Source organism: Curtobacterium sp. MCBD17_034 (assembly GCF_003234515.1).
Lineage (GTDB): Bacteria > Actinomycetota > Actinomycetes > Actinomycetales > Microbacteriaceae > Curtobacterium.
This window is the reverse complement of sequence record NZ_QKTN01000003.1, coordinates 18,070-31,478: the sequence shown is the minus strand read 5'-3', so window position 1 is coordinate 31,478 and position 13,409 is coordinate 18,070. Positions and strand designations below refer to the sequence as shown.

12 protein-coding genes are annotated in these 13,409 nt (G+C 72.8%); all 12 read right to left on the bottom strand.

Features of this window, described 5'->3' with window-relative positions; genetic code table 11:
- Positions 1 to 96: 96 nt before the first annotated feature.
- The 12 genes from rbsD to DEI92_RS06800 all read right to left on the bottom strand — a co-directional run bounded on the left by rbsD (position 97) and on the right by DEI92_RS06800 (position 13,355).
- Positions 97 to 480 (bottom strand): D-ribose pyranase, encoded by a 384-nt coding sequence (gene rbsD / locus DEI92_RS06855; protein WP_111012923.1) that lies wholly within the window; start codon positions 478 to 480, stop codon positions 97 to 99.
- A complete protein-coding gene (locus DEI92_RS06850; protein ID WP_111012922.1) occupies positions 477 to 1,400 on the bottom strand; it encodes a ribokinase in 924 nt (307 codons plus the stop codon). The genes rbsD and DEI92_RS06850 overlap by 4 nt, the downstream gene beginning before the upstream one ends.
- The gene (locus tag DEI92_RS06845; protein ID WP_111011669.1) at positions 1,397 to 2,338 is read right to left on the bottom strand and encodes a substrate-binding domain-containing protein; all 942 of its coding nucleotides are present in this window, start codon (positions 2,336 to 2,338) and stop codon (positions 1,397 to 1,399) included. The genes DEI92_RS06850 and DEI92_RS06845 overlap by 4 nt, the downstream gene beginning before the upstream one ends.
- 140 nt (positions 2,339 to 2,478) lie before the next feature.
- Positions 2,479 to 3,450, bottom strand: a complete 972-nt coding sequence (locus tag DEI92_RS06840) for an ABC transporter permease (protein ID WP_111011670.1) — start codon at positions 3,448 to 3,450, stop codon at positions 2,479 to 2,481.
- A gap of 105 nt (positions 3,451 to 3,555) precedes the next feature.
- Positions 3,556 to 5,058: a sugar ABC transporter ATP-binding protein gene (locus tag DEI92_RS06835; protein WP_111012921.1), complete on the bottom strand. Its 1,503-nt coding sequence runs from the start codon at positions 5,056 to 5,058 to the stop codon at positions 3,556 to 3,558.
- Position 5,059: 1 nt separating this feature from the next.
- Entirely contained in the window at positions 5,060 to 6,124 is a 1,065-nt protein-coding gene (locus DEI92_RS06830; RefSeq protein ID WP_111013171.1) for a LacI family DNA-binding transcriptional regulator, read from the bottom strand.
- Positions 6,125 to 6,234: 110 nt separating this feature from the next.
- On the bottom strand, positions 6,235 to 6,921 hold the full coding sequence (locus DEI92_RS06825; RefSeq protein ID WP_111012920.1) for an IclR family transcriptional regulator: 687 nt from the start codon (positions 6,919 to 6,921) through the stop codon (positions 6,235 to 6,237).
- Between the two features lie 30 nt (positions 6,922 to 6,951).
- Positions 6,952 to 8,379 (bottom strand): UbiD family decarboxylase, encoded by a 1,428-nt coding sequence (locus tag DEI92_RS06820; RefSeq protein ID WP_111012919.1) that lies wholly within the window; start codon positions 8,377 to 8,379, stop codon positions 6,952 to 6,954.
- Positions 8,376 to 9,926, bottom strand: a complete 1,551-nt coding sequence (hutH, locus tag DEI92_RS06815) for a histidine ammonia-lyase (protein WP_111012918.1) — start codon at positions 9,924 to 9,926, stop codon at positions 8,376 to 8,378. The genes DEI92_RS06820 and hutH overlap by 4 nt, the downstream gene beginning before the upstream one ends.
- Positions 9,923 to 10,513, bottom strand: coding sequence for a UbiX family flavin prenyltransferase (locus DEI92_RS06810; RefSeq protein WP_111012917.1), 591 nt, complete (start codon positions 10,511 to 10,513; stop codon positions 9,923 to 9,925). Before DEI92_RS06810 ends, hutH begins: the two co-directional genes overlap by 4 nt.
- Positions 10,510 to 12,033 (bottom strand): aldehyde dehydrogenase family protein, encoded by a 1,524-nt coding sequence (locus tag DEI92_RS06805; RefSeq protein ID WP_111012916.1) that lies wholly within the window; start codon positions 12,031 to 12,033, stop codon positions 10,510 to 10,512. The genes DEI92_RS06810 and DEI92_RS06805 overlap by 4 nt, the downstream gene beginning before the upstream one ends.
- On the bottom strand, positions 12,030 to 13,355 hold the full coding sequence (locus DEI92_RS06800; RefSeq protein ID WP_111012915.1) for an FAD-binding oxidoreductase: 1,326 nt from the start codon (positions 13,353 to 13,355) through the stop codon (positions 12,030 to 12,032). Before DEI92_RS06800 ends, DEI92_RS06805 begins: the two co-directional genes overlap by 4 nt.
- Positions 13,356 to 13,409: the final 54 nt, after the last annotated feature.

Sequence of the window (13,409 nt, the reverse complement as noted above, 5' to 3'; positions counted from 1 at the left end):
TGCGCACGGTTCGGGAGTGTGCTCACGCTAGCGGCGACGGGTCCACCGGGCGCGTCGGCACGCCCGGCGCGTCCGCCCGGCACCAGCCCGAGCGCGTCAGAACGGCACGCCGCACACGAGCACGACGTTCGCGAACGGCGTCGCCTCACCGGTGCGGACGAACAGCTTGGCGCCCGCGGACATCCGCTTCAGCGCCTCGTGGTCCACGTGCCGGACGCCGTCGAACCGTGCGGTGATCCACCCCTCGGCCTCGGTGCCCACGACCTCCTCCGCCGCGATGCAGTCCTGGAACACGGCGTCGCCGAGGAGCGCGTCGAGGACGTCCCCGAACCGCGGCACCCCGTGGACGACGGCCAGGTCGACGAGCGGGACGCCCGGCGGGATCGGCAGACCGCAGTCAGCGACGACGACGAGGTCCCCGTGTCCCAGGTGGCTCAGACCGGCGTTGAGCTCGGCGTTGAGGATGCCGGCGCGCTTCACGCGGTCACCTCCGGCAGGGTGTCGTCGAGCGTCGGGTACGACGGCTGCGTCCCGGCCCCCTGCACGGCGAACGCACCGACCCGCACCGCGTGCCGGACGCCGTCGAGCAGGGACTCCCCGGCCGCGAGGCTCGCGCTGAGGGCACCGACGAACGCGTCGCCCGCGCCGGACGTGTCGACCGCGTCGACCCGGGGTGACGGCACCGCGGTGGTGCCGGTCGCGTCCGCGACGACCGCGCCGCGCGCGCCGAGGGTGATGACGACGGTGCGGATACCCTGCGCGAGCAACGCGACCGCGAGCGCCTCCTCGTCCGCCGGCACCGCGCCTCCCGGCACGAGTCGCGCGAGGACGAGGGCCGCCTCGTGCTCGTTCACGACGAGCGGATCGGCGAGACGGACGACCGCGGCGTCGACGTCGATGACGGGTGCGAGGTTGAGCACGACGCGACCACGGGCGTGACGGGCCGCGGCGGCGATCCCAGCGGCCGGGATCTCGCCCTGCATGACGACGACGGCCGCCTCGGCCACGACGGACGCGACGCGATCGACGGCCTCCGCGGTCATCGCGGCGTTGGCCCCCGGCACGACGACGATGGTGTTCTCCCCCGTCGCGTCGACCGTGACCGTCGCGAGCCCGGTGGGCTGGTCGACGACGCCGACGTGCGCGACGTCCACCCCGCTCTCGGCCAGGAGGACCGTGGCGACCTCCGCGGATCCGTCATCCCCGACGAGCCCCACCATGACCGTGGCGGCGCCCCGACGGGCGGCCGCCACGGCCTGGTTCGCGCCCTTGCCGCCGGGCAGGAGGGTCATCGAGGTGGCGATCAGCGTCTCACCCGGGGACGGGTGCCGGTCGACGGTGACGACCTGGTCGACGTTGAGCGATCCGACGACGACCACGGTTCCGGCGGCCGTGCTCACTTGCTGAAGGTGTCGACGTTGCTCTTGGTGACCGACAGCACCGGGACCGACACGGTCTTCGTGGCCTTGCCGTCGATCGCCTTGAGCGCCTGGTCGATCGCGAGCGAGCCGAGCTTCGCCGGCTGCTGGGCGATGGTGCTGCTCAGCGTGCCGTCCTTGATCGCCGCGAGGCCGTCGTCCTCGCCGTCGAAGCTCGCGACCTCGACGCTCGAGCCCGCCTTCGACCCGAGTGCCTTGATCGCCCCGAGGGCCATCTCGTCGTTCTGGGCGAAGATGCCGACGATGTCGGGGTGGGCCTGCAGCAGGTTCGTGGTGACGTCGAGCGCGGTGGCGCGGTCGAAGTTCGCCGTCTGCTCGCCGACGACGTGGATGCCGGGGTACTGCTTGATCCCCTCGGTGAATCCCTTGCCGCGGTCACGGGCGGCCGACGTGCCCGCCTGGCCCTCGAGGACGAGGATGTCGCCCTTCTTGCCGATCGCCTTGGCGAGGTCGTCCGCCGCCTGCTTGCCGCCGGCGACGTTGTCGCTCGCGATGAACGAGTCGACGTCCGCACCGTTGACCGTGCGGTCGACGGCGACGACGGGGATGTCCGCCTTGTTGAGCGCCTTGACCGACGGGCCGGCGGCGTCGGAGTCGACGGGGTTGACGATGATCGCCTTGGCGCTGCCGGAGGAGGCGGTCTGCAGCTGGTTGGCCTGCTGCGCGGAGTCGTTCTGCGCGTCGACGACCTCGAGGTCGACACCCTTCTTCTTCGCTTCGGCCTTCGCGCCGTCGCGCACCTCGACGAAGAACGGGTTGTTGAGGGTCGAGAGTGCGAGCACGACCTTCTGGTCGCCGCCGGAGCCGCCGCCGAAGCGGCTGCAGCCCGAGGCGCCGAGCATGACGAGGGCGGCGACGGTGCCGACGGTGGCGACCTTCTGGAAGGAGGAGAACTGCATCGTTGGGGTCCTTGGTCTGTCTGTGGTGCTGGTGGGGGGATGAGGGAGTGGTACTGGTGGGGGGTCGGTGTGCCGGGAGGGTCGCCTCCCGACCGGCTGGCGGCCACCGGCCCGCCGGCGCCCGCCGGGGCGGTTCGCGGTCAGCTGCTGCGCGTCTTGCGGCGGAGCACGTCGACACCGACGGCGAGCGCGATGACGAGGCCGATGACGACCTGCTGCCAGAACGAGCTGACGTTGAGCAGGTTGAGGCCGTTGCGGATCACGACGAGCACGAGCGCGCCGATGAAGGTGCCCGAGATCCGACCGACACCGCCCGCGAGCGAGGCGCCGCCGATGACGACCGAGGCGATCGCGTCGAGCTCGTACCCGCTGGCCGCCTGCGGCTGGGCGGAGTCGAGGCGCCCTGCGAGCAGCAGCCCGGCGAGCGCGGCGAACAGCCCGGACAGGCCGAACACGATGACGACGATGCGCTTGACCGGCAGACCCGACAGGCGCGCGGCCTCCGCGTTCCCGCCGACGGCGTACATCGAGCGGCCGAGGACGGTGCGGTTGAGGATGAACGAGGCGACGAGCGCCGCGAGGACGAGCACGATGATCGGCACGGGGACGGGCCCGATGTCGCCGCCGAGGAACGACACCTGCGGCGAGGTCGGCACGGGGTTGCCGTCGGAGATCACGAGGGTCAGGCCGCGGGCGACGCTGAGCATCGCGAGGGTGGCGATGAACGAGGGCAGCTTGCCGTAGGCGCCGGCGAGGCCGTTCACGACCCCGGCGAGCAGGCCGGCGACGAGGCCGCCGAGCAGGGCGAGCCAGCCCGGGAGGCCCGCGGTGCTGAAGAACCAGCCGGACACCATCGCGGACAGTGCGGCCACGGAGCCGACCGAGAGGTCGATCCCGCCGGCCACGATGACGAACGTGACGCCGAACGCGAGCACCGCGACGGTCGAGACCTGGATGCCGATGTTGATGATGTTGCGGCCGGTGAGGAAGTCCGGTGTCGCGATGAACAGGGCGATGCAGAGGACGACGAGGCCGACCAGCGCCCCGTTGTCGGCGAGGAACTTCTTGAAGGAGAAGGACCGCGCGGGGGCCTTCACGGTGGTCGTTGACATGCGACGGGTGCTTTCTGATGGGTACTGCGCTGTACGCGTGGGGGGAGGAGCGACCGTCCGCTCGGGGCGGTCGTGGCGTGGCGGGGTGGGGCGGCGCCCCGGGACTCAGACGGTCTCGACGTCGCGGGCGGCCAGGGTCATGACGCGGTCCTCGGTCGCTTCGGACCCGGGGATCTCGCCGGCGATGCGGCCGTCCCGCATGACGAGCACGCGGTCGCTCATGCCGAGCACCTCGGGCAGCTCGCTCGACACCATGACGACCGCGCCGCCCGCCGCCGTGATCGTGTTGATGAGCTCGTAGATCTCGACCTTCGCGCCGACGTCGACGCCGCGGGTGGGTTCGTCGAGCAGGAGCACGCTCGACCCGGCGAGGATCCACCGACCGAACACGGCCTTCTGCTGGTTCCCGCCGGACAGCGAGCCGATCGGCTGGCCGATGTCGTGCATCCGGATCCGCAGCCGGTTCGCGACCTCCTCGGCCCGGCGCTTCTGCCCGGCGAAGTCGACGAGGCCACCGCGCGCGGTGGAGGCGAGGGTCGCGTACCCGAGGTTGTCGTTGACGGACGCACCGAGGACGAGGCCCTGTGCCTTCCGGTCCTCGGGGACGTGTCCGATGCCCGCGCGGACCGCTGCCGCGATGCTCTTCTTCGGCAGCACCTGACCGCGGACGCGGACCGTTCCCGAGTCGTAGCCGTCGGCACCCGCGATGGCACGGACGAGCTCGGTGCGCCCGGCGCCGACGAGGCCCGCGACGCCGACGATCTCGCCGGCGCGCACGGAGAAGCTGACGTCCTCGAAGCGACCGGCCGAGGTCAGGTGCTCGACCTGGAGCACCTCGGACGCGGTGTCGACCACCGCGGTACCCGAGGGGTACTGCTCCTCGATGCTCCGGCCGACCATGAGCCCGACGAGTTCCTGCTCGGGCGTGGTGGCCGGCACCTCGGCGACGAAGTGTCCGTCCCGGAGCACGGCGACCGTGTCCCCGATCTCGGCGATCTCGTCGAGGTGGTGGCTGATGAACAGCATGCCGACGCCGCGGGCGCGGAGGTCCGCCACGACGCGGAAGAGCGCCTCGGTCTCGTGGCGGGTCAGCGCGGCGGTGGGTTCGTCGAGGATCAGGATCCGGGCCTCCTGGCTGAGCGCCTTCGCGATCTCGACCAGCTGCTGCCGCGCGATCCCCAGGCTCGACACCGGCGTCATGACGTCGACGTCGAGACCGATGGTGGCGAGCGCCGCCTCGGCCTGACGACGGAGCGCCTTCCGGTCGACCAGGCCGAACCGGGTCGGGATCCGGCCCATCATCACGTTCTCCGCGACGCTGAGCGACCCGACCAGGTTGAGTTCCTGGTGGATCGTGGCGATGCCGAGCTCCTCGGCCGCGGTCACGGACGGGATCGTGACCTCGCGCCCGTCGACGAGGATGCGACCGCCGTCGGGCTGGTGGATGCCGGACATCATCTTGATGAGCGTCGACTTGCCGGCGCCGTTCTCGCCGAGCAGCACCTGCACCTTCCCGGCGTGCACCTCGAGGGTGACGTCGGTGATGACCTGGACCGGTCCGAACGACTTGCTGACGCGATCGAGCGTCATGAGTGGCTGCGGGGACATGTCAGTTCCTCCCGGGACGGGACGGTTCGTCGGCGGAGCGCGACGACGCGGTCTGCCGATCGGTGGCGATGGGGTCGGCCGACGAGGCCCGGACGATGAGCTCGCTCGGCAGGCGGACGGAGGCGGGGTGGTTGCCGGCGATGACGTCGAGCAGGAGTTCGACGGCGACGCGGCCCATGTCCTCGACGCTGTGGGCGACGACGCTGAGCGCCGGTTCGAGCAGCGAGAACCACTCGATGTCGTCGAACGCGACGAGGGCGATGTCGACGCCGATGCGGAGGCCGAGCCGGTTCAGGATCGCGATCGCACCCACCGCCATGAGGCTGTCCGCGGCGAAGATCGCGGTGGGCGGTTCGTCGAGCGCGAGCAGCGCGCTCACCCCGGCCGACCCGGACGCGGCCTGGAAGTCACCGAACACGACGAGGTCCGGGTCGGCGCTCACCCCCGCCGTGGTGATCGCGTCCTGGTAGGCCTCGAACCGCTCGCGACCGGTGGAGACGCTCTGCGGGCCGGCGATGTAGCCGATGCGGGTGTGCCCGAGGGCGGCCAGGTGCTCGACCGTCTGGCGGATGCCCGTGCTGCTGTCCGTCGTGACGGTCGGCACGTCGATGCCGGGGACGACGCGGTCGACGAACACCGTCGGGATGCCCCGGTCGACCAGCTGCTGGACCGTCTCGGTGTCGTCGCCCTGCGGCGCCACGATCACGCCGTCCACCCGCCGGGCGATGAGGGTGTCGAGGTACCGGTTCTGCTGCTCGGCACGCTCGTTCGCGTTGCCGAGCATGGTCACGTACCCGGTCTCGAGCGCGGCCTGCTCGACGGTGTGCGCGAGGTCCGCGAAGAACGGGTTCCGCACGTCCGAGACGAGGAGGCCGATGGTGTCCGTGCGGGTCGAGCGGAGCGCCCGGGCCTGCAGGTTCGGCCGGAAGTCGAGGTCGCGCGCGGCCTGTTCCACGAGCCGACGGGAGTCCTCGGACGTCGCCGGGTTGCCCGAGAGCACCCGCGACGCGGTCGCCGCCGAGACGCCGGCGCGCGCGGCGACGTCCTTGATGGTGACGGTGTTCATCGGCGAGCACTCCATTGGGCGAGTCGTGGAATCGATTCCATGGGATCGATTCCACGACTGTACGGGGAGCGCCGCGGGGATGTCAAATGAGTCGGTCCCCGAGGGGTGGGTCAGCGCGCGCCGTGACCGCCGCCCGCGAGCTGCCGCCCCAGCAGGTCCGCCCGCTCCCGCACCCGCCGCCCGAACCGCTGCAGGTCGTCGTCGGAGATCCGGAACGACGGGCCGATGACGCTCAGCGCGGCGACGGTGCGGCCGTCGCCGTCGTGCACCGCGGCCGCGGCGGCGGCGGCGTCCGGTTCCACGGCGGTCCCCCGCGAGACGGCGAAGCCCTGGTCGCCGGTGTCCCCGGTGAGCGCCGCGCCGAGCGCGGTGCCTGTGGTGTCGATGGACCGGCCGGTCCAGGTCGCGTGCCGGATCGCGCTCCGGCTCTCGACCTGGCGCAGGTACACCGCGTGGTCCGGGCCGTCGGGGACCGCCAGGTAGGCCGTCTCGCCCGTGAAGTCCGAGAGGTCGACGAGGTGCGGCTCCGCGATGTCGAAGAGCGCGAGGTTCGAGATCGCCACGGCGCCGATCTGGAGGATCCGCGGACCGGCCGTGTAGGTCCCGCCGTCGCGCGCGAGGAACCGACTCGGCTCGAGGGTGCGGAGGAGGCGCGCGACCGTGCTCGTCGGCAGGTCGACGGCGCGCGCCGCCTCGCTCAGGGTCATCCCGGACGATGAGGACGCGATGGCCTCGAGCAACCGCAGTGCGCGCTCCACGCTCCGCGCGCCACCGGTCCCGTCGCTCTGGTCAGGCATCCGCGCCGCCCCTCCCCCTCATGCCGCCGCTCACTCCCCCACAGTCTGTCGGACGCGGGCCGCGGCGGTGATGCGCTCCCGGAGCGACGGGTCGAGGTACCCGAGCGCGTCGAGGTCCTCGAAGCCCTCGGGCGGCAGGTCCGAGCGCTCGGGGAACCCCGTGAGCGGCCGGGTGGTGTCGAACCCGAGCTTCGCCGTGAGCGCGTCCGACCCCCGCTCCGTCGTGAACTGGTGTGCGCTCGGGTCCATCCGGATGCCCTTCATGTCGCCGAGCACCATGAGGTCGCGATCCGCCTGGAACCGGACGTTCACGGACCAGAGCACCCCGGGCTCGTCGTGCACGTCGATGTCGTCGTCGACCACGACGACGGTCTTGAGGAAGTGGTCGGCGGCGAACGCCGCGAGCAGCGCCTGCTTGCCGTCGCCCTGACGACGCTTCCGCACCGCGATGTAGGCGCTGAACGCGCCGCCGCGGAACGGGATGCGGACGTCGACCGTCCCGGGGACCGCACGCCGGACGGCGTCCAGGAGGCGCGCCTCCCGTCCGGGGAAGAGCCACAGACACAGGTGCTCGGCATGGGTCGGGTGGAGGTCCTGGAACAGCGCGTCCGCCCGTCGCGTGACCGCGGTGATCGTCGCCACCGGCGCCTGCGCCTTGCCGTAGTGGTACGAGAACTCGCCGAACGGGCCCTCGTCGACGCGGTCGGCCGGGTCGACGACGGCCTCGAGCACGAGCTCGGCGTCGGCCGGGATCGGCAGGTCCACCGTGCGCCCGGGCGTGACGGCGAGCGGGTCGCCGAGCAGGGCCCCGGCGAGGCCGTGCGCGTCGATCGTCACGGGGTTCTTGAGCTGCGAGGCGATCGCGTAGGCCGGATGGTGGCCGATGACGACGGCGATCTCGACCGTCCGGCCGTCCTCGCGGGCGGCGGCGAGGACACGCCCGAGGTCGTGGTCGGGCGCGGCGTTCACCGTGATCGTGTTCCGGCCCGTGATCATCAGCCGGTACATCCCCGTGTTGATCGACCCCGTCGCCGGGTCCCGGACCATGACGACCCCCGCCGTGACGTACCGCCCCGCGTCGGCGCGCGAGTGCACCGCGAAGGGCAGCGCGCCCAGGTCGACGTCGTCGCCGGTCACGACGACCTCGTGCACGGGTGCGTCGTCGACGACGACCGCGTCGGGGACCGGTCCGCGCTGGACCGCGAGCACGTGGTCCAGCGCCTGGCGCACGGGCACGCCCAGAGCCGACGCGACGCGGGAGCGCTTGCCGAACACGCCCATGAGCACCGGGAGCTCGGAACCCTCGACGTCGCGGAAGAGCACGCCCGGTGCCCCGTGCGGCTCGAGGCCCTTGACGACGGCGGCGATCTCCCCGCCCGGGCGGACCCGGCGGTCGACCTCGAGCAGCTCGTCCGCACCGAGCGTCGTGAGCCAGCTCCGCAGGTCGGGGCGGCTCATCGTGCGTCGCCGTCCTGTGCGAGCCCCGCGACGACGACCGACCCGGCGGTGTTGTACCGCCCGGCGAGCACGTCCGCGGCGACCGCCTCGATCTCGCCGGCGAGCACGCGGTCGTCGTCGAGACGAGCCGCACGCTCGCGCACCGCCTCGTAGACGGGGACGAGTCCGGGTGCCGAGGCGCCCTCGCTCCGGAGGTCGCTGCCCTGCGCCGCGGCGAGGAGCTCGATCGCGACGACGTACGCCGCGTTGCGCGCCATCCGGGCCAGTCGGGTGCCGGCGTGCGTCGCCATGCTGACGTGGTCCTCCTGGCCGGCGGACGTCGGGATCGAGTCGACGCTCGCCGGGAACGCGCTCGCGCGGTTCTCGGCGACGAGCGCGGCGGACGTCACCTGCGCCATGAGGAATCCCGAGTTGAGACCGGCGCCCTGCACGAGGAACGGCGGCAGCCCGCTCATCGAGGTGTCCATGAGCATGGCGGTGCGGCGCTCGGCGAGCGAGCCGACCTCGCAGAGCGCCATGGCGATCGTGTCCGCGGCGAACGCGACGGGCTGCCCGTGGAAGTTGCCGCCGGAGAGCACGATCCCGTCCTCGGGGAACATGAGCGGGTTGTCGGAGACGGCGTTCGACTCGCGCTCGAGTACGCGCGACGCGTTCTCGAGCAGGTCGAGGGAGGCCCCCATCACCTGCGGCATGCAGCGCAGGCTGTACGGGTCCTGCAGTCGCCGACCCTCGAACTCGGTGTCGAGCACGACGCTGTCGGCCACGAGCGCGCGGAGCGCGGCCGCGGTCCGGATCTGTCCGGGCTGGCGGCGGATGCGCTGGATGCGCTCGTCGAGGGCCATCTGGCGCCCGGCCGTCGCCTCGAGCGTGAGCGCACCGGCTGCGAGCCCCGCGTTCAGCACGTTCTCGGCCTGGAACAGCCCGCGGAGCGCGAGCGCGGTCGACATCTGCGTGCCGTTGATGAGCGCGACGCCCTCCTTCGGCCCGAGGACGACCGGGTCGATCCCGACGGACCGGAGGCCCTCGGTCGCCGGGTGCTCGACACCCTGGATGCGGACGGCGCCGATGCCGGTCATCGCGCCGACGAGATGCGACAGCGGGGCGAGGTCGCCGGACGCACCGACGGATCCCTGGCTCGGCACGACCGGCAGGACGTCGGCCTCGAGCATCGCGACGATCGTGTCGACGATGACGCGGCGCACACCCGAGTGCCCCTGCACGAGGCAGAGGAGCTTGATGAAGAGCGCCGCCCGGACGACGTCGTCGGGGAGCGGGTCGCCCACGCCGACCATGTGCGAGGCGATGAGTCGACGCTGCAGCTCGACCAGGTCCTCCGGCGAGATGCGGCGGTCGGCGAGCTTGCCGAAGCCGGTGTTCACCGCGTACACGACGTCACCGCGCTCGATCGCGTCGGCGATGACCCGGTGGCCGGCCTCCACGGCCTCGGCGGCCTCGGGACGGAGCCGCACGCGCACGGGTCCGCGGAACGGGGCGCGGAGCTCGGCGAGGGTGGCGCCGTCGGGGCTGATGTCGATGGTGGTGGTCACGATGCGTCCTCCGTCGGGGCTGGGTGGTCGTCGGTCCAACGCCGGATGAGCGTGGACTCGAGGTGGAACTGGTCGAGGAGCCGCCCGACACCGTCGTCGACGATCTCGTCGACGGTCTGCGGGCGGTTGTAGAAGGCGGGGGCCGGGAGGCACACGGTCGCACCCGCGAGCGTCACCGTCTCGAGGTTGCGGATGTGGATGAGGTTGAGCGGTGACTCGCGCAGCATGAGCACGAGGGGCCGGCGCTCCTTGAGGGTGACGTCCGCGGCGCGCGTCAGGACGCTCGAGGAGACCCCGCTCGCGATCTCGCCGAGGGTGCGGACCGAGCACGGCGCGATGACCATGCCCATCGTCCGGAAGGACCCCGAGGCGATGCTCGCCGCGACGTTGTGCACGGCGTGGACGACGTCGGCCTTCGCGCGGACCTCGCGCGGGGTCAGGTCGGACTCGTACGCGAGCGTGAGTTCCGCGGCCTTCGACATGACGAGGTGCGACTCGATCCCGAGCACGCGGAGTTCGTCGAGGAGCCGGATGCCGTACGCGGCGCCGCTCGCGCCGGTGATGCCGACGACCATGCGCCGGGTCATGCGGGACGCACCCGGATGTTGAGCGCCTTCGACTCGGAGTAGCTGCGGTACTCCTCGACGGACTCCTCGCGCCCGACACCGCTGCCGCCCGCGCCGCCGAAGGGCGATCCGGGGTAGTGCCGGTTCGCGTCGTTGACCCACACGTACCCCGCGCGGATCGCGCTGCCGAGCCGGAGCGCGCGGTCGAGGTCGTTCGTCCAGACCGCCGCACTGAGCCCGAGGGCACCCTCGTTCGCCAGCGCGATCGCCTCGGCCTCGTCGCGGAACCGCTGCGTGATCGCGACCGGGCCGAAGACCTCCTCGCGGCCGATGCGCATGGCGGCGGTGGTGTCGGTGAACAGAGTCGGCTCGACGAAGTACCCGGGGCGGTCCACCACGTGCCCGCCGGTGACGAGCCGGGCGCCCTCGTCGACCGCCGAGCGCACGTGGTCGAGCACCCGGTCCCGCTGGGCGGCGGAGACGAGCGGACCCATCTCGGTGGTCTCGTCGTACGCGGCCCCGAGCCGGAGTGCGTCCATGCGGGCCGCCATCCGTTCGACGACGGCGTCGTGCACGGACTCGTGCACGAGGATCCGCGCGGTCGCCTGGCAGGACTGGCCGGCGCTGACGGTGAAGCTCAGCCCGGCGAAGGCGGCGGCCGCGGCCTCGTCGAGGTCGGCGTCGGCGCAGATCACGAACGGGTTCTTGCCGCCGAGCTCGGCGGAGAAGTGCTTGACCGTCCCGCTCTCGGACAGGCGGGACTGGATGGCGACGGCCGTGCGGTCGCTGCCGGTGAACGCGATGCGCTTGACGCGGGGGTGCACGACGAGCGCGTCCCCGGCCTCCACACCGCCGGAGACGATGTTGACGACGCCCGGCGGGACCGTGTCCTGCAGGAGCGCGCCGAGGGCGAGCGTCGCGACGGGGGTCTGCGCGGCGGCCTTGATGACGATGGTGTTGCCGGCGAGGAGCGGGAACACCAGACCGGCGAGCGCGAACAGGCTCGGGTGGTTGTAGGCGATGATCTTGCCGACCACCCCGTACGGCTCGCTCGTGACGATCGAGATGCCGTCCGCGTGCGGGCGGGTGACGCGCCCCGCCTGGGCGAGCGCGATCCCCGGCCACTCCTGCAGGTAGCGCAGGGCGAGGCCGACGTCGCGGCGGGTGGACGGCATCGGGTTCCCGCTGTCGATGGCCTCGAGTCGGGCCAGGGCCTCGCCGTGCTCGGCGAGCGCCGCGCGCAGGGCTCCGAGCACGGCGGCCCGGTCGCTCACCGTCCGGGCGGCCCAAGCGGGCTGCGCGGCGAGTGCCACCGCGACGGCCTCGTCGACCTCGGCGCGCGAGGTCTCGGGCACGTCCGTGTAGGCGGTGCCCGTCGAGGGGTCGTGGGTCACCGCGCCTGCCGCGGCGTCCGTCCACCGTCCGCCGACGAAGTTGCGGGGGCGACCGTCCGGCCAGAAGGCGGCGAGGGCCTCCGCGTACCGCGGAGCGGTGGCGTCGGCGCCGGTGGCGGCGGCGGGGGTCGTGGGGGTGGTCGTCATCCTCGGGACGCTCCTGTCTGCGGGGTGCGGCGCCGGGAGAACGCCGCGGTGTCGATGGTCCGGCCGGTCCGGGGGAGGGTCACGGCCACGGGATCGGTGTCGAGGTCGCGCCCGCCATCGGTGGCCTCGAGCAGCGCGACGACGAGGTCCCCCACCACGGGCGCGGTCTTGAACTGGTTGCCGCTCGTGCCCATGGCGATGAAGAAGCCGTCGCGGTCGGTGCGGTCGTAGATGGGCAACCAGTCCTCGGTGACGTCGTACACACCGGCCAGTCCGCTGGGCGTCGCGGGGACGCGCAGTCCGGGGACCCGGCGGGCCAGGCGCGCCGCGTCGCGGAACCACGAGGCCCGCGTGGGGGTGGCGACGAGCGCGTCGGGGTCGTCGATCGTCTCGACCCCGTCGACCGCGGCACCGTTGCCCCCGACGAGCACGGCCCCCTCGCCGTCGGGACGGAAGTTGAGGCCGAGGTCGCCGTCGACGATGTGGGCGCCGTCCCGGGCCATGTCCACGCCCTCGGGCATGCGGAACCAGTGCAGTTCGTGCCGCTGCGCCTCGAGCCGGACGCGGAAGTCGCCGCCCACGCCCGCGAGGGCGTTCACGGCCCGCGAGCCGGGCCCGGCCACGTTCACGACCGTCGCCCCCTCGACCGTCGACCCGTCTGCGAGGCGGAGGACGGTCGACCCGGCGACGGGGTCGTCGATCGCGACCACGCGCGCACCGAGCAGGAACACGGCGCCGAGCCGTGCGGCCTGTCCGGCGAGGTTCTGCGCCGCGAGGGCGGGGTCGCCCACGTAGCCGGAGGACGGCGTGTGCAGGGCGCGTTCGAACCGGCCGTCGGGCTCGCGCCAGAACTCGGCGGCGTCGGTGCGGCTCGGCGGCCCGAACCGGCGCGTGTCGATCCACGGCAGGGCCGCGGCGAGCGCGTCGCCGTCGACCTCGTGGTACCGCACGCCGGCCCGGTCCATGACGCCGGCCATGGTGTCGAGCACCCCGTCGTCCTCGAGCAGGTAGGAGCCGCACCGCACGAACCGGGCGACCTCCTGCTCGGCCGGGGTCTCGGTGACGGTCCGCCAGTCCTCCCACGCGAGCACCGACTCGGCGGCCATCGCCGAGCTCTCGGCGTCGAACGCGTGGACGCGGATGATGCCGGCGGAGGAACTCGTGGACCCGAACCCCGCGGTCCGGTTCCCGTCGACCACGGTCACGCGCCGCCCCGTGCGGAGCGCGCTCACCGCGATCGCACAACCGAGCACCCCGGCGCCGATCACGACGACGTCCGCCGTGCGGCCCGAGTTTTTCGGGCGTGTTACGAGTTGGTTCATTTCTTGTTTCCGGGTAGAGGGCGTGCTGCCACCGCCAGTACGTTTGCTGCCTGA

Coding starts and splice junctions, on each gene's coding strand:
- DEI92_RS06845 (WP_111011669.1), bottom strand. CDS start 2,338: ATGCAGTTCTCCTCCTTCCAGAAGGTCGCCACCGTCGGCACCGTCGCC.
- DEI92_RS06840 (WP_111011670.1), bottom strand. CDS start 3,450: ATGTCAACGACCACCGTGAAGGCCCCCGCGCGGTCCTTCTCCTTCAAG.
- DEI92_RS06835 (WP_111012921.1), bottom strand. CDS start 5,058: ATGTCCCCGCAGCCACTCATGACGCTCGATCGCGTCAGCAAGTCGTTC.
- DEI92_RS06830 (WP_111013171.1), bottom strand. CDS start 6,124: ATGAACACCGTCACCATCAAGGACGTCGCCGCGCGCGCCGGCGTCTCG.
- DEI92_RS06825 (WP_111012920.1), bottom strand. CDS start 6,921: ATGCCTGACCAGAGCGACGGGACCGGTGGCGCGCGGAGCGTGGAGCGC.
- DEI92_RS06820 (WP_111012919.1), bottom strand. CDS start 8,379: ATGAGCCGCCCCGACCTGCGGAGCTGGCTCACGACGCTCGGTGCGGAC.
- DEI92_RS06810 (WP_111012917.1), bottom strand. CDS start 10,513: ATGACCCGGCGCATGGTCGTCGGCATCACCGGCGCGAGCGGCGCCGCG.
- DEI92_RS06805 (WP_111012916.1), bottom strand. CDS start 12,033: ATGACGACCACCCCCACGACCCCCGCCGCCGCCACCGGCGCCGACGCC.
- DEI92_RS06800 (WP_111012915.1), bottom strand. CDS start 13,355: ATGAACCAACTCGTAACACGCCCGAAAAACTCGGGCCGCACGGCGGAC.